Source organism: Luteimonas marina (assembly GCF_007859325.1).
GTDB lineage: Bacteria > Pseudomonadota > Gammaproteobacteria > Xanthomonadales > Xanthomonadaceae > Luteimonas > Luteimonas marina.
Map to the genome: position 1 here is coordinate 805,794 of NZ_VOHK01000001.1, position 21,728 is coordinate 827,521.

A 21,728-nucleotide genomic window follows, 5' to 3' on the forward strand; every position below is an offset into this window, starting at 1 on the left:
CGCGATCGCGACGCGCGGGCTCAGGGCGCGGGGCGTACGTGGTCGTTGCTCAGCAGGAACCCGTCGCGCACCAGCGACCACCACAGGTAGCGCCGCCGCTCCATGCCGGCAACACGCCACGGCAGCGCCCGGCTGCCGCGGAGGTCGTAGACCGGCATGTCCTGGACGTGCAGGTGCAGATGGGCGAAGTCCGAGTTCCCCGAGTTGCCGGCGCGGGCGATCTCCTGCCCCGCGCGCACCCGCTCGCCTTCCTTCACCAGGACGCTGCCGCGGCGGAAGTGCGCCAGGGCCACGTGGCGACCCTCGTCGATGCGGATGATCACGTGATTGCCGGGCAGGACCTCGCGGCTGGCGCCGTCCGGATGGCCGTCGATCGCGTGCACGACCACGCCATCCACCGGCGACAGCACTTTCGCGCCGAAGGTGCAGGAGTCTTCCTGGCGGCCGCCATCGCCGCGGAACAACCGTCCGTCGTCGCAGAGCGCAGCGAGGTCGGCGGCATATTTCTGCGAAGCGATCCGGTCGTGGTGGTTCGTGGCGCCGCTGGCGCCCGCGCCGGTCGCGACCCAGGTCCCCTCGAACGGCACCCGCGCCAGCACCACGGTGTCCGCGAGCGGCGGGTAGGCGAAGGCGCGCGCCGCGCCGAGGACGAACAGCAGCCCGAGCGCGCCGAGCGCGAACGTCGCCAGCGCGCCCAGCCCCCACAGCCAGGCGCGTCGCCTGCGCGGCAACCACGCCGCCAGGACGACCTCAAGCAGCACGTAGGCCGCGAAGGCGATCGCGAAGCCGGCCTGCAGCGGCGCCGGCATGAAGAACGTCCCGCGCTGCAGCACGAACAGGCTGGCCAGCAGTCCCAGCCCGAACAGCACCAGCGCGACCACGCGCAGACCCTGGACCAGGCGGACCGTCAGCGGCATGTGCCGCAACCCCGCACGCTCCCCGCGCGAGCGCCACGCCCACGCCGCGCGCGCCAGCAGCAGCACCGCGAACAGGGCGGTCCCGACCAGCGCGGCGGTGCGCATCAACTGCTCGAATTCGGCCATCGCCGCCCCCCGAGGCTCCCCAGCCAGCGGTCCACCCTACCGGCCGCCCGGGCGCGGATCAATGCCCGGTGCCACATGTCCGCCACCATGCAGCCGCCTACAATGCGGCCATGACCGACCCCTTCTCCGAAGCCGGCGCCCACGCGCTCGACGCCGCCGATCCGCTGCGCGCCTTGCGCGACGAATTCCTGATCCCGCGCCACGGCGGCGTCGAGCAGGCCTACTTCTGCGGCAATTCGCTGGGCCTGCAGCCGAAGGGCGCGCGCGCGCACGTCGAGGAAGTGCTGGACAAGTGGGCGACCGAGGCGGTCGAGGGCCACTTCACCGGGCAGGCGCAGTGGATGCCCTACCACGAGCTGGTGCGCGATCCGCTGGCCGAAGTCGTCGGCGCGCTGCCGTCGGAAGTGGTGGCGATGAACTCGCTGACCACCAACCTGCACCTGATGATGGTCAGCTTCTACCAGCCCACGATCGAGCGCACCGCGATCCTGGTCGAGGCCGGCAGCTTCCCGTCGGACCGCTATGCGGTGGAATCGCAGCTCAAGTATCGCGGACTGCCGCCGAAGCACACGCTGATCGAGGTGGAACCGGACAACGCCGACGGCACCTTCTCGATGGAGGCGATCGAACGCGCGATCCGGGACAACGGCCAGCGACTCGCCCTGGTGCTGTGGCCCGGCGTGCAGTACCGCACCGGGCAGGCCTTCGACCTGGCGGAGATCGCGCGCATCGCCCACGACGTCGGCGCCATCGCCGGCTTCGACCTCGCCCACGCGGTGGGCAACCTGCCGCTGCGGCTGCACGACAGCGGCGCCGACTTCGCCGTCTGGTGCCACTACAAGTACCTCAATGCCGGCCCGGGGGCGGTCGCCGGCTGTTTCGTGCACGAGCGCCACGCGCGCACGCAGCGCCCGCGCTTCGCCGGCTGGTGGGGACACGAGCCGGACACCCGCTTCCGCATGGGGCCGGAGTTCGTGCCCACGCCCGGCGCCGACGGCTGGCAGCTGAGCAACCCGCCGATCCTCGGGCTCGCGCCGCTGCGCGCGTCGCTGGACCTGTTCGCGCGGGCGGGGATGCCCGCGCTGCGCGCGAAGTCGGAGCGGCTGACCGGCTACCTCGAAGCCCTGATCGACGCCCGCCTGCGCGACGCGCTGCAGGTCGTCACCCCGCGCAACCCGGCGCAGCGCGGATGCCAGCTGTCGCTGCGCGTGGCCGGCGGCCGCGAACGGGGACGCGCCCTGTTCGAATTCCTCGGAACACACGGCATCGTCGGCGACTGGCGCGAACCGGACGTGATCCGGATTTCCCCCGCGCCGCTCTACAACACGCACGCGGACGTGCTGCGCTTTGCGCGGGCGGTCGAGCATTGGCGGGCGTCATGACCACGGCATCGGAAGCCGTTCCCGTCATCCCCGCGAAGGCGGGGACCCAGTGTCTTTCTTGCCAAGGAGGGCAAGGCCATGAACAAGCAGCCTGCCACGTACATTCTGGCCAGCGGACGGAATGGCACTCTTTACGTCGGCGTCACCAGCGATCTGATCGGACGCGTATGGCAGCATCGCAACCATCTGGCGCCGGGATTCACGGACCGGTACAGAGTCACCCGGCTCGTCTGGTACGAGGTGCATGACGCAATGGAGGCCGCCATCACGCGCGAGAAGCAGCTCAAGAAATGGAACCGGGCCTGGAAGATCCGTCTGGTGGAGGAGTCCAATCCCTACTGGAACGATCTGTGGCCATCGCTGATCGGCGAAAGCCAAGACACTGGATCCCCGCCTTCGCGGGGATGACGAACCAAGATGAACGAACGTCCACGCATCACCATCATCGGCGCCGGCCTCGCCGGCACGCTGCTTGCGACCCTGCTGGCGCAGCGCGGCTGGAAGGTCGAGGTGTTCGAGCGTCGCGGCGATCCGCGCGTGTTCGGCTATGCCGGCGGGCGCTCGATCAACCTCGCGCTCACCGAGCGCGGCCTGCACGCGCTGCGGCAGGCCGACGCGGACCTGGGCGTGATGCGGCAGGCGGTGATGATGCGCGGGCGCATGGTGCATCCGCTCGACGGCGAGCCGGAGCTGCAGCGCTACGGGCGCGACGACAGCGAGGTGATCTGGTCGATCAACCGCGGCGAGCTGAACATCGTGCTGATCGAGGCGGCGGAGGCCGCCGGCGCGGCCCTGCACTTCGATCGCCGGCTGGAGAGCGTCGACTTCGACGCCGGCACCTTCCTGGTCAAGGGCGAGGGCCACGAGGAGAGCCGTCGGTTCGACACGCTGGTCGGCGCCGACGGCGCGGGCTCGACCCTGCGCGCGCAAATGATGCGCAGGCTCGACCTGGGCGAGCGCACCGAATGGCTGGACCACGGCTACAAGGAGCTGGAGATCCCGCCCGGCCCCGGCGGCAGCTTCCGCATCGAGCCGAACGCCCTGCACATCTGGCCGCGCGGGCACTATATGTGCATCGCCCTGCCCAACGACGAGCGCACCTTCACCGTCACCCTGTTCATGCCGCACGAAGGGCCGCATCCGAGCTTCGCAACCGTGGCCGACGGCGAAACCGCGCTGGCCCTGTTCCGGGAGCAGTTCGCCGACGCCGTGCCGCTGATCCCGCTGCTCGAGGAAGACTACGAGCGCAATCCCGTCGGCACGCTCGGCACGCTCTATCTCGACCGCTGGCACATCGGCGACCGCGCGGTGCTGCTCGGCGACGCCGCGCACGCGATGGTGCCGTTCCACGGGCAGGGCATGAACTGCGCGTTCGAGGACTGCGTGGCGCTGGCCGACAGGCTCGAAGCAGAGGACGGCCTCGAGGCCGCATTCGCCGCGTTCGAGGCCGAGCGCATGCCCAACGCCGCCGCGATCCAGCACATGGCGCTGGAGAACTACATCGAGATGCGCGACCGCGTCGACGACGGCGACTACCGCCTGCAGCGGGTACTCGAACTGCTGCTGCAGGAACGGCACCCGGGTCGCTTCGTGCCGCACTACGCGATGGTCAGCTTCATGCGCATTCCCTATGCCGTGGCGCTGGCGCGCAGCGAGGTGCAGCGCGGGATCCTGGTCCGCGCGACCGAGGGGCTCGATTCGCTGGATGAAGTGGACTGGGCGCGCGTCGACGCGGACGTGCTGGCGCGCCTGGAGCCGCTTCCCGCCCCGTAGGAACGCCTTCAGGCGCGACCGCCGCGCCCAAAAAGGCCCCAGAGCGGCTGAAGCCGCTCCTACAATGGGGGGATGGGCGCGACCTTCCTCTTCTACGATCTCGAGACCTTCGGCGCCGACCCGCGGCGGTCGCGGATCGCGCAGTTCGCCGCGATCCGCACCGACGAGGCGCTGAACGAGGTCGAGGAACCGATCGACTTCCTCGTCAAGCCCGCCGGCGACCTGCTGCCCTCCCCCGACGCGACCCTGGTCACCGGCCTCCCGCCGCAGCGGGCGCTGGCCGGGGGCGTCCCCGAGGCCGAGGCGTTCTCGCGCATCTTCGACGAGATGTCGCGACCGCAGACCTGCACCCTGGGCTACAACTCGCTGCGCTTCGACGACGAGTTCGTGCGCTTCGGCCTGTACCGCAACTTCTTCGATGCCTACGAGCGCGAATGGCGCGGCGGCAACTCGCGCTGGGACCTGCTCGACGCGATGCGCCTGATGCACGCGCTGCGCCCGGACGGCATCGCCTGGCCGCAGCGCGAGGACGGCCAGGGCACCTCGTTCAAGCTCGAACACCTCGCCGCCGCCAACGGCGTGCGCCAGGGCGAAGCGCACGAGGCGCTGTCGGACGTGCGCGCGCTGATCGGCCTGGCCCGGCGCTTCCGCGAGGCGCAGCCGCGGCTGTGGGAGTACGCGCTGCAGCTGCGCGACAAGCGCTTCGCGGCAAGCCTGCTGGATGCCGTGGCGATGAAGCCGCTGCTGCACGTCTCGCAGCGCTACCCGGCCAGCCGCCTGTGCGCGGCGCCGGTGCTGCCGCTGGCGCGGCATCCGCGCTACGACGGCCGCGTGATCGTGTTCGACCTCGACAGCGAACCCGACGCCCTGCTCGACCTCGACCCCGAGGCCATCGCCGCGCGTCTGTACGTGCGCGCCGACCAGCTGCCGGAAGGCGAGACCCGGATCGCGCTCAAGGAAGTCCACCTCAACCGCTGCCCGGCGCTGGTGCGCTGGGACCACCTGCGCGAGGCGGATTTCGCGCGCCTGTCGATCGAACCCGCGCGCGTCGAGTACCGCGCCTCGCGCCTGCGCGCGGCCGGGCCGGCGCTGGCCGAGAAACTGCGGCAGGTCTACGCCGCCGAGCGCGAATTCCCGCCCGGCGACGCCGACGGCGCGCTCTACGACGGCTTCATCCCCGACGGCGACAAGCGCCTGTTCGCCGACGTGCGCGCGACGCCGCCGGCACAGCTGGGCGCACGCCATTTCGGATTCCGCGACCCGCGCCTGGTCGAGCTGCTGTTCCGCTATCGCGCGCGCAACTGGCCGGAGACACTCGACGCCGGCGAGCGGGCGCGCTGGAACGACTACCGCCGGGAACGCCTCGCCGACGACAGCGGACTATCCGAACTCGGATTCACGCGGTATTTCGACAGGATCGGGACACTGCGCGGCACTGTGGGCGAAGATGTCGCAAAAATCGGACTGCTCGACCAACTGGACGACTGGGGCCGGAACCTGCAGGGAGAACTGGAAATGTCTTCGCCTGCATGACTGCCTCTTGCTGCCGTCATCCCGGCGAAAGCCGGGATGACGAAGCGACGGGATGACGGACAAATCGACATGACCACCTATTTCACCGACAAGAGCCTGAAATACCTCCGCGCCCTCGCCCGCCACAACGAGCGTGCGTGGTTCCAGGCGCACAAGGCCGACTACGAGGCGCACGTGCGCGAGCCGTTCCAGCGCCTGCTGGCCGACCTGCAAGCGCCGCTGGCGGCGGTCAGCCCGCATTTCCGCTCCGAACCGAAGACCGTCGGCGGCTCGCTGTTCCGCATCCATCGCGACACCCGCTTCGCCTCGGACAAGGCGCCGTACAAGAGCTGGCAGGGCGCGCGCCTGTTCCACGAGCGCAGCCGGCAGGTACCCGCGCCCTCGTTCTACCTGCACCTGCAGCCCGGCAACTGCTTCTTCGGCGGCGGCATCTGGCATCCGGAACCCCCGGTGCAGCGGCAGATCCGCCAGTTCATCTTCGACAACCCCGGCGGCTGGAAGGCTGCCGCGCACGCGCCCGCATTCCGCCGCCGCTTCGATCTCGACGACGAGGACATGCTGGTGCGCGCGCCGCGCGGATTCCCCGCGGACTTCGCGTTGATCGAGGACCTCAAGCATCGCAACTTCGTCGCCTGGCGCGCGATCGACGACGGCGTGATGCTCGGCCCGCGCCTGCTGCCGACGCTCGGCAAGGACCTGCAGGCGCTGGCGCCGTTCATGGACTACCTCTGCGCCGCGCTCGACCTGGAGTTCTGATGCGCAAGTGGATCGCCCTCGCCGTCCTGCTGCTTGCCGCGCTGTTCGCCTACGCGGCGGCGGGCCCGTACCTGACGATCCACGCCATCGGCAAGGCGGTGCGCGAGGAGAACGCGGCCGCGCTGGCGAAGCAGGTCGATTTCCCGCCGCTGCGCGCCAGCCTCAAGGCGCAACTGGGCGATCGCCTGGTGCGCAGCGCCGGCATCGACGCGCAGTCCGGGCTGCTCGGCGCGCTCGGCATGAGCGTCGCCGGTGGCGTGATCGGTGGCGCCGTCGAGCTGATGGTCACGCCGATGGGCCTGGGCGCGCTGATGGAGGGGCGCAAGGTCTGGAACCGCGCCAGCGGGCTGCCCCCGCCGAGCTCCGGCGAAGACACCTCCGCGCGGCCCGATCCGCTGCGCGACGCCGAGCGCCGCTACGAATCGGCGTCGCGTTTCACCGCCACGGTGCACGGCGACGACGGCGCGCCGATCGTGTTCGTGCTGACCCGCAAGGGGCTGCGCTGGCGGCTGTCGGATATCCGTCTGCCGGATTGATGCCCCCCATAGGGCGGGCCTCGGCCCGCCGCTTTGCCGCTTTGCCACCGGAATACGGTGCGTTTGCTTCGCCAGGTTGCATGGACGCATGGTTGAAGCCATGGCCGGCCTAGGCCCGCCCTATGGCGTGTTTGATACGCCGTGCGGGACGTGGCCGGCGAGGACGTGCTGGCGGGCGCTGTCGATGTTGTGCAGGGAGTCGTCGAAGAAGATGTCGGCGCCGAAGGCTTCGAGGAACGGTCCCTTGGAGCGGCCGCCGAGGAACAGGGCCTCGTCCAGGCGCACGTCCCACTCGCGCAGGGTGCGGATCACGCGCTCGTGCGCGGGCGCCGAGCGCGCGGTGACCAGGGCGGTGCGGATCGGCGAGGCCTGTCCCGCGGGATAGGCGGCCTGCAGGTCGTGCAAGGCCGAGAGGAAGGCGCGGAACGGGCCGCCGGACAGCGGTTCGCGCGCGCGCTCGATCTCGTGGCGGTGGAAGGCCTCGATACCGCCCTCGCGCGACACGCGCTCGCCCTCGTCGCCGAAGATCACAGCGTCGCCGTCGAAGGCGATGCGGATCTGCTCGCTGGCGATGGTGCCGGGCTTGGCGCGGTCGGGCAGGATGGTCGCGGCGGCGACGCCGTTCTCCAGCGCCCGTCGCACCGATTCGGAATTGGCCGACAGGAACAGCTGCGCGCCGAACGGGCGGATGTAGGGCCAGGTCGGCTCGCCGGAGGTGAAGGTGGCGCGCGAGATCGACAGCCTGTGGTGCTGGATCGAATTGAAGATGCGCAGGCCGGTATCGGCGGAGTTGCGCGAAAGCAGGATCACCTCGACCCGCGGCGACTCCGCCGGCGCGTCGACGTTGAGCGCCAGCAGCTTGCGCACCAGCCCGAACGCGATGCCCGGCTCCAGCACGTCGTCCTCGCGGCTGCGCTGGTGTTCGGCATAGGGCTCGATGCCCTCGCGCTCGAACAGCGCGTGGCTGTCCTCGAGATCGAACAGCGCGCGCGAGGAAATCGCGATGGTCAGGACCGCAACGGGCTCTTTTCCGGACATGCCGCGATTATCCCCCGGATGCGTCGCGCCGTCTGCGACCCGTCGCCCGCCCACATAGGGCGGGCCTAGGCCCGCCGCGGGCTCAGCCAAAAAAACGCGAAAACCGACGGATGGCAATGGCGGGCCTAGGCCCGCCCTATGCCTCGAACTGCTCGCTCAGGATCCGCTCTTCGAGGTTGTGCTCGGGATCGAACAGCATCGTGACCGTGCGCTCGCGCGACTCGCGGATCATGACCTCGACCACGTCGCGCACCTCGTGCGAATCGGCGGTGGCGCTGACCGGGCGCTTGTACGGGTCGAGCACGCGGAAGCGGACTTCGGTGTCGGCCTTGAGCAGCGCACCGCGCCAGCGCCGCGGGCGGAACGCGGCGATCGGAGTCAGCGCCACCACGCTGGCGCCGAGCGGCAGGATCGGGCCGTGCGCGGAATAGTTGTAGGCGGTGCTGCCGGCGGCGGTGGCGACCATCACGCCGTCGGCGATCAGCTCGTCCAGGCGCGGCTTGCCGTTGAGCTCGATCGACAGGTGCGCGGCCTGGCGCGTCTGCCGCAGCAGCGAGACCTCGTTGTAGGCCAGCGAGCCCACTGTCGCGCCGGACTCGGTCTGCGCCACCATCTCCAGCGGCCGCAGCACCGCCGGCTCGGCGGCGCGGATGCGTTCGAGCAGGTCGTCCTCGCGGTGCTGGTTCATCAGGAAACCGACCGTGCCCAGCTTCATGCCGAACACCGGCCTGCCGAGGCTGCCGTGGCGATGAAGGGTTTGCAGCATGAAGCCGTCGCCACCGAGCGCGCACAGGACGTCGGCATCGGCCGGCTCGCACTGGCCGTGGCGCGCGGACAGCGCGGCGAGCGCGTCCTGCGCGTCCCCGGTCTGGCTGGCGAGGAAGGCGATGCGTGGCGTCATGCTCATCGGAGGCTCCTGCTCATGCGTGGAGCATAACCCGGCACCGTCGCGGGATGCCCACGCCGGGTCCTGCAGGAGCGCCGCCAGACGCGACGCGCGATGCCGAGGGAACCGGGCATCGCACGTCGCAGCTGAAGGACGCTACGGCGTCAGCTGCGCTGCGCGAGCTGCGACAGGCGCTGGACCGCGACCGAGGCGGTCGGGTAGTCCAGCGTTTTCTGCGCCGCGAGCTCGGCCAGCATCGACAGGGTGAAGCGCAGCGTCGGATCGTCGCGCTCCAGCCACTTCGCCACCTTCTCCTCCGCGGTGCCGCCCTGGATCGACAGCACCTGGCCGACGATCGCGCGCTGCTGCGTCGCAAGCTCCTCGCGCAGCACGCCGCGGGCGACCGCGTGCCAGCGGCCTTCCACTTCCAGCGCGTCGATCTGCTCGGCCAGCCACGGCACCCGCAGCGCCTCGCCGACGCGGAAGTGCAGCTTCGCCACGTCGACCGGGCGCTGCCGGCGCTCGGCCGCCAGTTCGATGATGTCGCAGCAAGGCTCCAGGTAGGGCAGCGCCGCGAGCTGGCCGGCGAGGTCCGCGGGCACGCCCTTGCCGAGCCAGTCGGCCAGGCTGGCCTCGTACCCGGGCCGCTGCGAGTCGGGCAGGATGTGCTCGCCGGCGCGGACGTCGCGGAAGCCGTCGTGGTAGCGGCCGACCGCGGTGGTGATGTCCGGGATCGCGCCCGGACGCGACAGCAGCCAGCGGGTGAACGAGCGCTGCAGGTTCCAGATCACCTGCAGGGCGTCGATCTGCACCGATTCGGCGACCTTGCCGTCGAGCGCGTCGATCTCCACCCACAGCGCGCGCGCCTCCAGCGTTTCGCGGGTGATGGTGAAGGCCTTGGCGACGTCGCCGATGCTGCGGCCGCTGTCCTCCTGCATGCGCAGCAGGAAGGTCGCGCCCATGCGGTTGATCATCGTGTTGGTGACCGCGGTGGCGATGATCTCGCGCTTGAGGCGGTGCTGCTCCATCGCCTGCGCGTACTTCTTCTGCAGCGGCTGCGGGAAGTAGCGCTGCAGTTCCTTCGACAGGTACGGATCCTCGGGCACGTCAGACTGCAGCAGCTGGTCGAACGCCACCAGCTTCGAATACGACAGCAGCACCGACAGTTCCGGCCGGGTCAGGCCCTGCCCGCGCGACTTGCGCTCGGCGATCTCGGCGTCCGACGGCAGGTACTCGATCTGGCGGTCGAGCAGGCCCTGCTGCTCCAGCGTGCGGATGAAGTGCTGCTTGGAGCCCAGCCGCGACACGCTCATGCGCTCCATCAGGCTGATCGCCTGGTTCTGGCGGTAGTTGTCCCACAGCACCAGCCCCGCGACCTCATCGGTCATCGACGCCAGCAGCTTGTTGCGGGCGTCCATCTTCAGCTTGCCGTCCTGCACCTGGCCGTTGAGCAGGATCTTGATGTTGACCTCGTGGTCGGAGGTGTCGACGCCGGCCGAGTTGTCGATGAAGTCGGTGTTGAGCAGCACGCCGCCCAGCGCGGCCTCGATGCGCCCGAGCTGGGTCAGGCCGAGGTTGCCGCCCTCGCCCACCACTCTGCAGCGCAGGTCGCGGCCATCGACGCGGATCGCGTTGTTGGCGCGGTCGCCGACGTCGGCGTGCTGTTCGCTGCTGGCCTTGACGTAGGTGCCGATGCCGCCGTTCCACAGCAGGTCGACCGGCGCGCGCAGGATCGCCGACAGCAGCTCGTTCGGCGCCATCGACTTCGTGCCTTCGGGCAGCCCGAGCGCTTCGCAGGCCTCGGCCGAGACCGCGATCGACTTCAGCGAACGCGGGTACACGCCGCCGCCCTTCGAGATCAGGTTGGCGTCGTAATCGGCCCAGCTCGAGCGCGGCACCTTGAACATGCGCTCGCGCTCCCTGTACGAGCGCGCCGCGTCCGGGTTCGGGTCGATGAAGATGTGGCGGTGGTCGAACGCGGCCACCAGCCGGATGTGCTTCGACAACAGCATGCCGTTGCCGAACACGTCGCCGGACATGTCGCCGATGCCGACGCAGGTGAAGTCCTGCGCCTGCGAATCGCGGCCCAGCGCGCGGAAGTGGCGCTTGACCGACTCCCAGGCACCGCGCGCGGTGATGCCCATGCCCTTGTGGTCGTAGCCGACCGAGCCGCCCGATGCGAAGGCGTCGGCCATCCAGAAGCCATAGTCGGCGGAGATGCCGTTGGCGATGTCGGAGAAGGTCGCGGTGCCCTTGTCGGCGGCGACGACCAGGTAGGGATCGTCCTGGTCATGGCGGACCACGTCCGCCGGCGGCACGATCGCGCCGTCGACGATGTTGTCGGTGATGTCGAGCAGGCCGCTGATGAACAGCTTGTAGCAGGCCACGCCCTCGGCGAACAGCGCGTCGCGGTCGCCGCCGGCGGGCGGGCGCTTGACGATGAAGCCGCCCTTGGAGCCGACCGGCACGATCACCGTGTTCTTCACCATCTGCGCCTTGACCAGGCCCAGCACCTCGGTGCGGAAGTCCTCGCGACGATCGGACCAGCGCAGGCCGCCGCGCGCGACCGGGCCGAAGCGCAGGTGGATGCCCTCCACGCGCGGGCCGTAGACGAAGATCTCGCGGTAGGGCTTGGGCTTGGGTGCTTCCGGCACCCGCGCCGAGTCGAACTTGAAGGCGATGGTTTCCTTGAAACCGCCGTCCTTCGCGCACTGGTAGTAGCTGGTGCGCAGGGTGGCGTCGATCACGCCCATGAAGCTGCGCAGGATGCGGTCCTCGTCGAGGCTCGACACGTTGTCCAGCAGCGCCTTGAGCGCCTTGCGCGTGCTGTCGTACTGCGCGTTGCGGCCCTGCCGGCGCGCGTCGATCACCGGCTGCAGGATCGCCATCGTCGCCTTGTCGCCACCCGCCAGCGCTTGCAGCTGCGCGGCGAGCGACTCGGCGCCCTGCTCGACCTGCGCCTTGCTTTCGTGCCCGGTGCGCGGGTCGAAGCGCGCCTCGAATACCTCGACCAGCAGCCGCGCGATCAGCGGGTTGCGGGCGAAGGTTTCCTCGACGTAGCTCTGCGAGAACGGCACCCCGACCTGCAGCAGGTACTTGCCGTAGCCGCGCAGCAGCGCGACCTGCCGCCAGGTCAGCGACGCGGCCAGGATCATGCGGTTGAGGCCGTCGTTCTCGGCGTCGCCGCGCCAGATCCGCGCGAACGCCTCGGCGAAGTCCTCGCCGGCGCGGTCCACGTCGAGCGAGGCGAGGCCCGATTCGACCTCGAAGTCCTGGATGTACACCGGCGTGCCGTCCACCTCGATCCGGTAGGGATGCTCGGTGATCACGCGCAGGCCGAGGTTCTCCATCATCGGCAGCGCGTCCGACAGCGGGATGTCGCCGCCCTGGCGGTAGAGCTTGAAGCGCAGCGCGCCCTCGCCGGGCAGGGCCTGCGGCGACTGCTGCAGGCTCAGCTGCAGATCGTCGGCGCCCTGCAGGGCCGCGAGCCGGTCGACGTCGGTCGCCGCGATCGCGGGCGTCGCGTTCTCGATGTAGCCGGCCGGCAGCGCGCGGCCGTAGCGGTCCGCCAGCGCCAGGCCCTGTTCCTCGCCGTGGCGCTCGACCAGTTCGTCGCGCAGGTCGTCCTGCCAGTTGCGCACGATGACCGCCAGTTCGCGCTCGAGCTCGCCGTGGTCGACCTCGAAGGTCTCGCCGCTGCGCGGACGCACGATCAGGTGCACCTGCGCCAGCGGCGACTCGCCGATCAGCACGCTGGCGTCGACGTGGTCGGCGTGCAGCACGCGCCGCAGCATCGCCTCGACGCGCCGCCGCACTTCGGTACTGAAGCGGTCGCGCGGGATGTAGACCAGCACCGAATAGAAGCGCCCGTAGCGGTCGCGGCGCAGGAACAGCTTGCTGCGCACGCGCTCCTGCAGGCCGAGCACGCCGGTGCCGAGGCGGTACAGCTCCTCGGCGCTGGACTGGAACAGCTCGTCGCGCGGCAGCGTCTCGAGGATGTGCTTGAGCGCCTTGCCGCTGTGGCCGGTGGGCTTGAGGCCGGATTCGCTCATCACGTGCTCGTAGCGCTCGCGCACCAGCGGGATGTCCCACGGCCGGCGGTTGTAGGCGCCGGAGGTGTACAGGCCGAGGAAGCGCTGCTCGGACACCGCGCGCCCCTTCTCGTCGAAGCCGAGCACGCCGATGTAGTCCATGTAGCCTGGGCGGTGCACCGTGGCGCGCGCGTTGGTCTTGGTCAGCACCAGCGACTCGGCCAGGCCGAGGTTGCTCATGTTGTGCGCGGCCAGCGACTTCAGCGGGCGCGCCTTGCCCTCGCCGGCGCCGCGCAGCAGGCCCAGGCCGCTGCCCTCGACCGGCACCAGCAGTTCCTCGCCGCCCTTGCGGCGCAACTGGTACTCGCGGTAGCCGAAGAAGGTGAAGTGGTCGTTCGCAGCCCAGCGCAGGAATTCCTGCGCCTCCCGGCGTTCGGCGTCGGTCACCGGCAGCCTGCGGCTGGCGAGGTCGGCGGCGACCTGCTGCATCTTCTCGCGCATCGCCATCCAGTCGTTGACGATCGCGCGCACGTCGGCCAGCACCTGGCGCACCGTCGCTTCGATCCGCGCCATGCCCTCGGCGGTCTGGCGATCGACTTCGAGGTGCATGACCGACTCGGTCTCGCCCTCGCCCACCCCGATCAGCTTGCCGGCGCGGTCGCGCGACACCTGGACGACGGGATGGCCGAGCACGTGCACGCCCACGCCCTGCTCGGCCAGCGCCATCGTCACCGAATCGACCAGGAACGGCATGTCGTCGTTGACCACCTGCAGCACCGTGTGCGGCGACTCCCAGCCGTGGGCCTTGCGGTTCGGGTTGAACAGCCGCACCAGCGCCGTGCCCGGCTTGCGCCTGCGCGCGAACTCGAGCAGGTCGTTGGCCAGCGCCGCCCAGCCTTCGGCGCTGTGCAGCGGCAGTTCGTCCTCGGTCAGGCGGCGGTAGAACGCGCTGGCAAAGGAGCTGGCGTCGTCCTGCCCGGCCTTGCCGGCGAGCTTGCGGATGGCGGCGAAGATCGGATCCAGCACGCTGCCGCCCTGGCGGGGCTGGATGCGCGCATCGCCCGCGCGGCGCGGCGCGGGCGCTTTCGCCGCGGTCTTCGCTGCCGGCTTCTTCGCGGGTTTGCTTGCGGTCTTCTTCGTGGCGGTGGTCGCCGCTTTCTTCTTCGGCCTGGCGGGTGTCATGACGAACGGGCTCCGGATTGAACAAGGCCCGCGTTCTCACGCGGGCCACGATGGGTGGCGCGGCCCTGGTTCGGCACGCCGGATGTCGGATGGACGGGCACGCGCACGCCCCCGGTGTCGGGGGCGGTGGCGAATCGGGTGGACTGGCGGAGGGACATGCCGCTGCTTCAGCGCAGGCCGGTCTCGCCGCGCGCGATCACCAGCCGCTGGATCTCGCTGGTGCCCTCGTAGATCTCGGTGATCTTGGCGTCGCGGAAATAGCGCTCGATCGGCATTTCCTTCGAGTAGCCCATGCCGCCGTGGATCTGCAGCGCCTGGTGCGCGATCCACATCGCCGCTTCCGAGGCGGTGAGCTTGGCGATCGCGGCCTCGGACGAGAACTTCCTGCCCTGCCCCTTGAGCCAGGCCGCGCGCAGCGTGAGCAGCAGGGCCGCGTCGAGCTTGCACTTCATGTCGGCGATCTTGGCCTGGGTCATCTGGAACGCGCCGATCGGCTGGCCGAAGGCCTTGCGCTCGCGCACGTACTCCAGCGTCGCCTCGTACGCGGCGCGGGCGATGCCGATGGCCTGCGAGGCGATGCCGATGCGGCCGGCGTCGAGCACGCCCATGGCGATCCTGAAGCCCTGCCCCTCCTCGCCCAGCACCTCGTCGGGCCGGACCACATAGTCGCTGAACTCGATCTCGCAGGTGGCCGAGGCGCGGATGCCGAGCTTGGGCTCGGTCTTGCCGCGGTGGAAGCCTTCGCGCGTGGTATCGACCAGGAACGCGGTGATCCCGCGCGCGCCCTTGTCGGGCTCGGTCATCGCGAACAGCACGATGTACTTCGCGACCGGGCCGGAGGTGATCCAGCTCTTCTTGCCGTTGACCACGAAACTGCCGTCGGCCTGCTTCACCGCGCGGCAGCGCATCGCCGTGGCGTCGGAGCCGGACTGCGGCTCGGTCAGCGCGAAGGCGCCGATCTCCGCGCCTTCCGCGATCGCGCGCACGTACTTCTGCTTCTGATCCTCGTTGCCGTGGGTGAGGATGCCGTTGCAGAACAGCGAATTGTTGACCGACATGATCGTCGAGTGCGCGGCGTCAGCGGCGGCGATCTCGACCATCGCCAGCACGTAGGCCACCGGGTCCATGCCGGCGCCGCCGTACTCGGCCGGCACCTCGATGCCCATCAGGCCGTTCTCGCCGAGGGTGCGGATGTTCTCGAGCGGGAATTCGCCGGTGCGGTCGTGGTGTTCGGCGCTGGGCGCGATCTTTTCCTGTGCGATCCGGCGCGCGACGTCCTGGATCATCAACTGCTCTTCGCTGAACCCGAAATCCACGACTCGCCTCATCGTTGCCGAAGAAACGGAATTGTAGCCGGGTCGGATGACGAACCCCACCCCGCGCAGCGCCGTGGACGGGTTGCGACTTGACCCGGAACGGGCATGGCGCCAGAATATCTCTATATCGCGATATGGAGATATGTATGGACCTCGAAGCCTGGTCCACCCGGCTCAAGGTACTTGCCGACCCGACCCGCGTGCGCCTGCTGGCCCTGCTCGAAGGCGAGGAGCTGACCGTGGCCGAACTCTCCGCGATCACCCGCCTCGCCCAGCCGCGCGTGTCCACCCACCTGGCCAAGCTCAAGGAAGCGGGCCTGGTGCGCGACCGCCGCGCCGGCGTGTCGGCCTACTACCGCTTCGACGACGAATCCCTGGACCCGGCGCAGCGCGCACTGTGGCAGGCGCTGTCGACCGGCAGCGACGATCCGCTGCTGCGCCAGGACGCCGAGCGCGTGGCCGGCGTGCTGGCGATGCGCGCCGCCGACCAGAACTGGGCCGACTCGGTGGCCGGCGACATGGAGCGCCACTACTCCCCCGGCCGCACCTGGGAAGCGCTGGCGCGCAGCGCGCTGCCGCTGCTGGAGACCGGCGACGTGCTCGACATCGCCTCGGGCGACGGCGTGCTGGCCGAACTGCTGGCGCCGCACGCGCACCGCTACGTCTGCGTCGACAGCAGCAAGCGGGTGGTGGCCGCCGCCGCCGAACGCCTGCGCAAGTTCCGCAACGTCGAGGTGCGCGAGGGCGACATGCACGCCCTGCCCTTCGCCGCCGGCGAATTCGACCTGGTGGTACTGATGCACGCGCTGACCTATGCCGACAAGCCCGCGCAGGCGGTGGCCGAGGCCGCGCGCGTGCTGCGCCCCGGCGGCCGCCTGCTGCTGTCGAGCCTGGCCAGGCACGAACACCAGAGCGCGGTGCAGGCCTACGGCCACGCCAACCTCGGCTTCGCCGACAAGGACCTGCGCCGCTTCGTCTCGCGCGCCGGCCTGGAACTGGTGAACGCCGAAACCGTCACCCGCGAAAAGCGCCCCCCCCATTTCGAAGTGATCTCGATGATCGCAAGAAAACCATAGGGCGGGGCTAGCCCCGCCATATGGCCTCCCGGGAACCAAACGCAAGCCAAACCCCGCCCCAAGAGACCCCATGAAAACCCTGCCCTGGCTCCATCCCGACCGCGTCGCCCTGCTCGAAGCCGCCCTGGCCGAACGCATCCTGGTCATCGACGGCGCCATGGGCACCATGATCCAGCGCCACGAACTGCAGGAAGCCGACTACCGCGGCGAACGCTTCGCCGACGGCTACGACCACGCCCACCATCCGGCGCACGACGGCCACGGGCCGCACTGCGGCCACGACCTCAAGGGCAACAATGACCTGCTGCTGCTGACCAGGCCCGACATCATCGCCGGCATCCACACCGCCTACCTCGAGGCCGGCGCCGACCTGGTCGAGACCAACACCTTCAACGCCACCTCGGTCAGCCAGGCCGACTACCACCTCGAGCACCTGGTCTACGAACTCAACAAGGCCGGCGCGCGGGTCGCGCGCGAATGCTGCGACGCGATCGAGGCAACGACGCCCGGCAAGCCGCGCTTCGTCATCGGCGTGCTCGGCCCGACCAGCCGCACCGCCTCGATCAGCCCGGACGTCAACGACCCGGGCTTCCGCAACACCAGCTTCGACGAACTGCGCGCGACCTACCGCGAGGCGATCGAGGGCCTGATCGACGGCGGCGCGGACACGCTGATGGTGGAAACCATCTTCGACACCCTCAACGCCAAGGCCGCGCTGTACGCGATCGAGGAAGCCTTCGAGGATCGCGGCGGGCGCCTGCCGGTGATGATCTCCGGCACGATCACCGACGCCTCCGGCCGCACCCTCTCCGGCCAGACCGCCGAGGCCTTCTACGCCTCGGTCGCGCACGGCCGGCCGCTGTCGGTGGGCCTGAACTGCGCGCTCGGCGCGAAGGACCTGCGGCCGCACGTGGAGACGCTGGCGTTGGTGGCCGACGGCTATGTCAGCGCGCATCCCAACGCCGGCCTGCCCAACGCCTTCGGCGGCTACGACGAGACGCCCGAGGAGATGGCGGTGGTGCTGAGGGAGTTCGCCGAAGCCGGCCTGCTCAATCTCGTCGGCGGCTGCTGCGGGACGACGCCCGACCACATCCGCGCGATCGCGGAGGCGGTGGCGGGCCTGCGGCCGCGCGCACTTCCGCACGCGTTGGAAATGGCGGCATGAACACTCTCCACCGTCATCCCCGCGAAGGCGGGGACCCAGTGTCTTTTGTCCTTGCCCGCAGTTGCCTTCAAGAAGCTGGATCCCCGCCTTCGCGGGGATGACGACTGAACGGCCCCGCCGCTTCCATTCAATTGCCGCCGCCTGATCCGCCCATGACGCCTTCACCCCGCCACACCCGCCTCTCCGGCCTCGAACCGCTGGTCATCACGCCGGACCTGCTGTTCGTCAATGTCGGCGAGCGCACCAACGTCACCGGCAGCGCGCAGTTCCGCAAGCTCATCAAGGAAGAGCGCTACGAGGAAGCGGTGGACGTCGCGCGCCAGCAGGTCGCCAACGGCGCGCAGATCCTCGACGTCAACATGGACGAGGGCCTGATCGACTCCGAGAAGGCGATGGCGCGCTTCCTCAACCTGATCATGTCCGAGCCCGACATCGCCCGCATCCCGGTGATGGTCGACTCCTCGAAGTGGAGCGTGATCGAGGCCGGCCTGAAGTGCCTGCAGGGCAAGAGCGTGGTCAACTCGATCTCGCTCAAGGAAGGCGAAGAGGCGTTCGTCGAGCACGCGCGCAAGGTGCTGCGCTACGGCGCGGCGGCGGTGGTGATGGCCTTCGACGAGGACGGCCAGGCCGACACCTGCGCGCGCAAGGTCGAGATCTGCACGCGGGCCTACCGCATCCTGGTGGACGAGGTCGGCTTCCCGCCCGAGGACATCATCTTCGATCCCAACATCTTCGCCGTCGCCACCGGCATCGAGGAGCACGACAACTACGCGGTCGACTTCATCGAGGCGACGCGGATCATCAAGCAGACCCTGCCGCACTGCCATGTCTCCGGCGGCGTGTCGAACGTCTCGTTCTCGTTCCGCGGCAACGAGCCGGTGCGCGCGGCGATCCACAGCGTGTTCCTGTACCACGCCATCCGCGCCGGCATGGACATGGGCATCGTCAACGCCGGCGCGATGCCGATCTATGACGATCTCGACCCGGAGCTGCGCGAGCGCGTCGAGGACGTGATCCTCAACCGCCGCAGCGACGGCACCGAGCGGTTGCTGGAGATCGCCGAGAAGTACAAGGGCAGGAAGGGCGAAACGAAGGGCGAGGACCTGTCGTGGCGCGAGAAGCCGGTGCGCGAACGGCTGGCGCACGCGCTGGTGCACGGCATCGACGCCTGGGCCGAGCAGGACACCGAGGAAGCGCGCCTGCAGGCCACGCGGCCGCTCGACGTGATCGAGGGCCCGCTGATGGACGGCATGAACATCGTCGGCGACCTGTTCGGCGCCGGCAAGATGTTCCTGCCGCAGGTAGTGAAGTCCGCGCGCGTGATGAAGAAGGCGGTCGCCTACCTGCTGCCCTTCATCGAGGCCGAGAAGCTGCGCACCGGCGACACCGGCAGGAACAACGGCAAGATCGTGATGGCGACGGTCAAGGGCGACGTCCATGACATCGGCAAGAACATCGTCGGCGTGGTGCTGGCCTGCAACAACTTCGAGGTCGTCGACCTCGGCGTGATGGTGCCGGCGCAGAAGATCATCGACACCGCGGTGGCCGAGAACGCCGACATCATCGGCGTATCCGGCCTGATCACGCCGTCGCTGGAGGAGATGAGCCACGTCGCCCGGGAGATGCAGCGCCAGGGCATGACCATCCCGCTGATGATCGGCGGCGCCACCACCTCGCGCGCGCACACGGCGCTGAAGATCGATCCCTTCTACAAGTCGCCCACGATCTGGGTGAAGGACGCCTCGCGCGCGGTGGGCGTGGCGCAGTCGCTGGTATCGGCCGAACTGCGCGGCCCCTTCGTCGCCGCCAACGAATCCGACTACGCCGAGATCCGCGAGCGCCACCGCAACCGCGGCGACGCCAAGCGGCTGGTGTCGCTGGAGAAGGCGCGCGGACAGCGGTTCGACGGCCGGTGGGCCGAGTACGATCCGCCCGCCCCGCGCCAGCCCGGCCTGCACGTGTTCGACGACTATCCGCTGGCCGAACTGGTCGAGTGCCTGGACTGGACGCCGTTCTTCCAGGCCTGGGAGTTGGCCGGCAAGTTCCCGGCGATCCTCACCGACGAGGTCGTCGGCACCCAGGCCAGCGAGCTGTACCGCGACGCACGGGCGATGCTCGACACGATCGTGCGCGAGAAGTGGCTGACGGCGAAGGCGGTGTTCGGACTGTGGCCGGCGAACGGTATCGGGGACGATGTCGAGATCCAGCTCCCTCCCCCGCCTGCGGGGGAGGGTTGGGGTGGGGGTGAGTCCGGCGCAGGCGAGGCAGGGAGCGTCCGGCTCCACTTCCTCCGCCAGCAGGTCGACAAGCCCGTCGAGCGCCCCGACTTCTGCCTCGCCGACTTCATCGCCCCGAAGGATTCCGGGAAGCAGGACTGGATCGGCATGTTCGCCGTCACCGCCGGCATCGGCATCGAGCCGCACATCGCGCGCTTCGAGGCCGACCACGACGACTACAACGCGATCCTGCTCAAGGCGCTCGCCGACCGCCTCGCCGAGGCCCTGGCCGAGCGCCTGCACCAGCGCGTGCGCAAGGAGTTCTGGGGCTACGCCGCAGACGAGGCGCTCGACAACGAGGCCCTGATCGGCGAGAAGTACCGCGGCATCCGCCCTGCCCCGGGCTATCCCGCGTGTCCCGAGCACAGCGAGAAGGCGACATTGTTCCGCTTGCTCGACGCCGGCCGGAACGCGGGCATGACGCTGACCGAAAGCTTCGCGATGCTGCCGACCGCGGCGGTCTCGGGCTACTACTTCAGCCACCCCGACAGCCAGTACTTCGTCGTCGGCCGCGTCTCCAGGGAGCAGGCGCTCGACTACGCCAGGCGCAAGGGCGTGGAGCTGGCGCAGGTGGAGCGATGGCTGGCCTCCAACCTGGACTACGATCCGGAATAACCGGCGTATTCGGCTACGCCGATTCGCGTTCGGGCCGTAGGAGCGGCTTCAGCCGCGACCCGAGGATGCGCGCCACCTGGAGCGTTCTTGTCTCTGCCCCCAGACAACCTGAGCACCGTCATCCCAGCGCAAGCCGGGATCCATTTTTCTTCTTCATTCCTGAATATTCCCGGGAAAGATCAAGATGGATTCCGGCTTTCGCCGGAATGACGAGAAACCGGCAGGCGTTGCGCCACTCCGATTCGATGCGCCATCCGTGCCGCGGGCGACCACGACTACCAGACCAGGTCGTCGGGCACCTGGTACTTCGGGTCCGCGTAGGGATCGTCTTCCGCCGGCGCATCCGGGTCGACCTTCAGGGCGACCGACGGCGCGAAGATGGCCCCGGCCTGCGCGAGGTCGGCGGCGTTGACCAGCAGGTAGCGGCCGTTGAGCTGCACCACGCCCAGCTCGCCGGCGTTGAGCGCCTTGAGCTGGGTGGCGTTGACGTAGATGCGCTTGATCTTGCCGCCGTAGGGGAAATGGCGGGCGATGTCGGCCTCGGCGTCGTTGAGCGCCTTGTCCTTGAGGAAGGCCTCGAGCTTGGCGCGCGCCTCGCGGCGCTGACGCGCCTCCTCCTGCCTGAGGCGCTCGGCCTCGATGCGCTCGTCCTTTTCCTTCTGCGCGCGGATGGCGTAGGCCTTGGCCAGGTCCATCTCCTCGCGGCCCCGCGCGGGCTTGTTTCGCTTGCGGTTGTCGCCGGGCGGAGGCTTCCGCGCGTTCGACGGCCTGTCGCCGGACTTCGCCGCCGCGGCGGCACGCCCCTGCGCGGGCTTCGGCCCGCGCGGCGACTTCGGCGCGGGCTTGAAGCCCAGGCCCAGCAGTTGGTCGCGCAGCGAATCGCTCATGGCAGTGCGGTCGATCAGTAGTGCGGGGGCGGAGGCTCGAGCGCGGGATCGCCCGGGGCGTCTCCGCGGGTCAGTTTCAGGTCTTCGAGCACGCGCTTCAACAGCTCCGCGTTGGCCACCGCCTCCAGGCGCATCGCGGCGAGGGCGTCGTTCAGTTCCGACAGCAACTGCTCCTGGAACGCCAGGCGCGTTTCCAGTTCGACCAGCCGCTGTTCGAGCGCGTCGGGCATCGC

16 protein-coding genes are annotated in these 21,728 nt (G+C 69.7%); 9 read left to right on the forward strand and 7 right to left on the reverse strand.

Going from position 1 to position 21,728, the window contains the following annotated elements; genetic code table 11:
- Positions 1 to 20: 20 nt before the first annotated feature.
- Positions 21 to 1,043 carry a peptidoglycan DD-metalloendopeptidase family protein gene (locus FQY83_RS03785; RefSeq protein ID WP_146385112.1) on the reverse strand — a complete coding sequence of 341 codons (1,023 nt, stop codon included), beginning with the start codon at positions 1,041 to 1,043 and terminating at the stop codon, positions 21 to 23.
- 110 nt (positions 1,044 to 1,153) lie between these two features.
- Between FQY83_RS03785 and kynU the strand changes: the two genes are divergently transcribed.
- The 6 genes from kynU (at position 1,154) to FQY83_RS03815 (ending at position 7,023) form a co-directional block, all read left to right on the forward strand.
- The gene (gene kynU / locus FQY83_RS03790; protein ID WP_146385114.1) at positions 1,154 to 2,425 is read left to right on the forward strand and encodes a kynureninase; all 1,272 of its coding nucleotides are present in this window, start codon (positions 1,154 to 1,156) and stop codon (positions 2,423 to 2,425) included.
- 78 nt (positions 2,426 to 2,503) lie between these two features.
- Positions 2,504 to 2,833: a GIY-YIG nuclease family protein gene (locus tag FQY83_RS03795; protein WP_146385116.1), complete on the forward strand. Its 330-nt coding sequence runs from the start codon at positions 2,504 to 2,506 to the stop codon at positions 2,831 to 2,833.
- A 9-nt stretch (positions 2,834 to 2,842) separates the two neighbouring features.
- Positions 2,843 to 4,198: an FAD-dependent oxidoreductase gene (locus FQY83_RS03800; protein ID WP_146385118.1), complete on the forward strand. Its 1,356-nt coding sequence runs from the start codon at positions 2,843 to 2,845 to the stop codon at positions 4,196 to 4,198.
- A 72-nt stretch (positions 4,199 to 4,270) separates the two neighbouring features.
- The gene (gene sbcB, locus FQY83_RS03805) at positions 4,271 to 5,731 is read left to right on the forward strand and encodes an exodeoxyribonuclease I (RefSeq protein WP_146385120.1); all 1,461 of its coding nucleotides are present in this window, start codon (positions 4,271 to 4,273) and stop codon (positions 5,729 to 5,731) included.
- A 69-nt stretch (positions 5,732 to 5,800) separates the two neighbouring features.
- Positions 5,801 to 6,487: a DUF2461 domain-containing protein gene (locus tag FQY83_RS03810; protein WP_146385122.1), complete on the forward strand. Its 687-nt coding sequence runs from the start codon at positions 5,801 to 5,803 to the stop codon at positions 6,485 to 6,487.
- Positions 6,487 to 7,023 (forward strand): DUF2939 domain-containing protein, encoded by a 537-nt coding sequence (locus tag FQY83_RS03815; protein WP_146385124.1) that lies wholly within the window; start codon positions 6,487 to 6,489, stop codon positions 7,021 to 7,023. Before FQY83_RS03810 ends, FQY83_RS03815 begins: the two co-directional genes overlap by 1 nt.
- 120 nt (positions 7,024 to 7,143) lie before the next feature.
- On the opposite strand, the gene FQY83_RS03820 is transcribed toward FQY83_RS03815, so the two are convergent.
- From FQY83_RS03820 to FQY83_RS03835, 4 genes are all read right to left on the reverse strand, one after another.
- Complete coding sequence (locus tag FQY83_RS03820) at positions 7,144 to 8,061, reverse strand: 5'-nucleotidase (RefSeq protein WP_146385126.1); 918 nt, start codon at positions 8,059 to 8,061, stop codon at positions 7,144 to 7,146.
- Between the two features lie 136 nt (positions 8,062 to 8,197).
- A complete protein-coding gene (locus FQY83_RS03825) occupies positions 8,198 to 8,968 on the reverse strand; it encodes an NAD kinase (RefSeq protein WP_146385128.1) in 771 nt (256 codons plus the stop codon).
- Positions 8,969 to 9,111: 143 nt separating this feature from the next.
- Entirely contained in the window at positions 9,112 to 14,160 is a 5,049-nt protein-coding gene (locus tag FQY83_RS03830; protein WP_146385130.1) for an NAD-glutamate dehydrogenase, read from the reverse strand.
- A 167-nt stretch (positions 14,161 to 14,327) separates the two neighbouring features.
- Positions 14,328 to 15,488: an acyl-CoA dehydrogenase family protein gene (locus tag FQY83_RS03835; protein ID WP_192906659.1), complete on the reverse strand. Its 1,161-nt coding sequence runs from the start codon at positions 15,486 to 15,488 to the stop codon at positions 14,328 to 14,330.
- 134 nt (positions 15,489 to 15,622) lie between these two features.
- On the opposite strand from FQY83_RS03835, the gene FQY83_RS03840 reads away from it, so the two are divergent.
- From FQY83_RS03840 to metH, 3 genes are all read left to right on the forward strand, one after another.
- A complete protein-coding gene (locus tag FQY83_RS03840; protein WP_146385134.1) occupies positions 15,623 to 16,552 on the forward strand; it encodes an ArsR/SmtB family transcription factor in 930 nt (309 codons plus the stop codon).
- Between the two features lie 70 nt (positions 16,553 to 16,622).
- Positions 16,623 to 17,717 carry a homocysteine S-methyltransferase family protein gene (locus FQY83_RS03845; protein WP_146385136.1) on the forward strand — a complete coding sequence of 365 codons (1,095 nt, stop codon included), beginning with the start codon at positions 16,623 to 16,625 and terminating at the stop codon, positions 17,715 to 17,717.
- Between the two features lie 152 nt (positions 17,718 to 17,869).
- Positions 17,870 to 20,608, forward strand: coding sequence for a methionine synthase (gene metH / locus FQY83_RS03850; protein ID WP_146385138.1), 2,739 nt, complete (start codon positions 17,870 to 17,872; stop codon positions 20,606 to 20,608).
- Between the two features lie 275 nt (positions 20,609 to 20,883).
- Here the strand turns inward: metH and FQY83_RS03855 are convergent, their stop codons facing one another.
- Positions 20,884 to 21,495: a DUF2058 domain-containing protein gene (locus FQY83_RS03855; RefSeq protein ID WP_337678297.1), complete on the reverse strand. Its 612-nt coding sequence runs from the start codon at positions 21,493 to 21,495 to the stop codon at positions 20,884 to 20,886.
- A 14-nt stretch (positions 21,496 to 21,509) separates the two neighbouring features.
- Positions 21,510 to 21,725, reverse strand: coding sequence for a SlyX family protein (locus FQY83_RS03860; RefSeq protein WP_146385140.1), 216 nt, complete (start codon positions 21,723 to 21,725; stop codon positions 21,510 to 21,512).
- Positions 21,726 to 21,728: the final 3 nt, after the last annotated feature.

Coding starts and splice junctions, on each gene's coding strand:
- FQY83_RS03785 (WP_146385112.1), bottom strand. CDS start 1,043: ATGGCCGAATTCGAGCAGTTGATGCGCACCGCCGCGCTGGTCGGGACC.
- kynU (WP_146385114.1), top strand. CDS start 1,154: ATGACCGACCCCTTCTCCGAAGCCGGCGCCCACGCGCTCGACGCCGCC.
- FQY83_RS03795 (WP_146385116.1), top strand. CDS start 2,504: ATGAACAAGCAGCCTGCCACGTACATTCTGGCCAGCGGACGGAATGGC.
- FQY83_RS03800 (WP_146385118.1), top strand. CDS start 2,843: ATGAACGAACGTCCACGCATCACCATCATCGGCGCCGGCCTCGCCGGC.
- sbcB (WP_146385120.1), top strand. CDS start 4,271: ATGGGCGCGACCTTCCTCTTCTACGATCTCGAGACCTTCGGCGCCGAC.
- FQY83_RS03810 (WP_146385122.1), top strand. CDS start 5,801: ATGACCACCTATTTCACCGACAAGAGCCTGAAATACCTCCGCGCCCTC.
- FQY83_RS03815 (WP_146385124.1), top strand. CDS start 6,487: ATGCGCAAGTGGATCGCCCTCGCCGTCCTGCTGCTTGCCGCGCTGTTC.
- FQY83_RS03820 (WP_146385126.1), bottom strand. CDS start 8,061: ATGTCCGGAAAAGAGCCCGTTGCGGTCCTGACCATCGCGATTTCCTCG.
- FQY83_RS03825 (WP_146385128.1), bottom strand. CDS start 8,968: ATGAGCATGACGCCACGCATCGCCTTCCTCGCCAGCCAGACCGGGGAC.
- FQY83_RS03830 (WP_146385130.1), bottom strand. CDS start 14,160: ATGACACCCGCCAGGCCGAAGAAGAAAGCGGCGACCACCGCCACGAAG.
- FQY83_RS03835 (WP_192906659.1), bottom strand. CDS start 15,488: ATGAGGCGAGTCGTGGATTTCGGGTTCAGCGAAGAGCAGTTGATGATC.
- FQY83_RS03840 (WP_146385134.1), top strand. CDS start 15,623: ATGGACCTCGAAGCCTGGTCCACCCGGCTCAAGGTACTTGCCGACCCG.
- FQY83_RS03845 (WP_146385136.1), top strand. CDS start 16,623: ATGAAAACCCTGCCCTGGCTCCATCCCGACCGCGTCGCCCTGCTCGAA.
- metH (WP_146385138.1), top strand. CDS start 17,870: ATGACGCCTTCACCCCGCCACACCCGCCTCTCCGGCCTCGAACCGCTG.
- FQY83_RS03855 (WP_337678297.1), bottom strand. CDS start 21,495: ATGAGCGATTCGCTGCGCGACCAACTGCTGGGCCTGGGCTTCAAGCCC.
- FQY83_RS03860 (WP_146385140.1), bottom strand. CDS start 21,725: ATGCCCGACGCGCTCGAACAGCGGCTGGTCGAACTGGAAACGCGCCTG.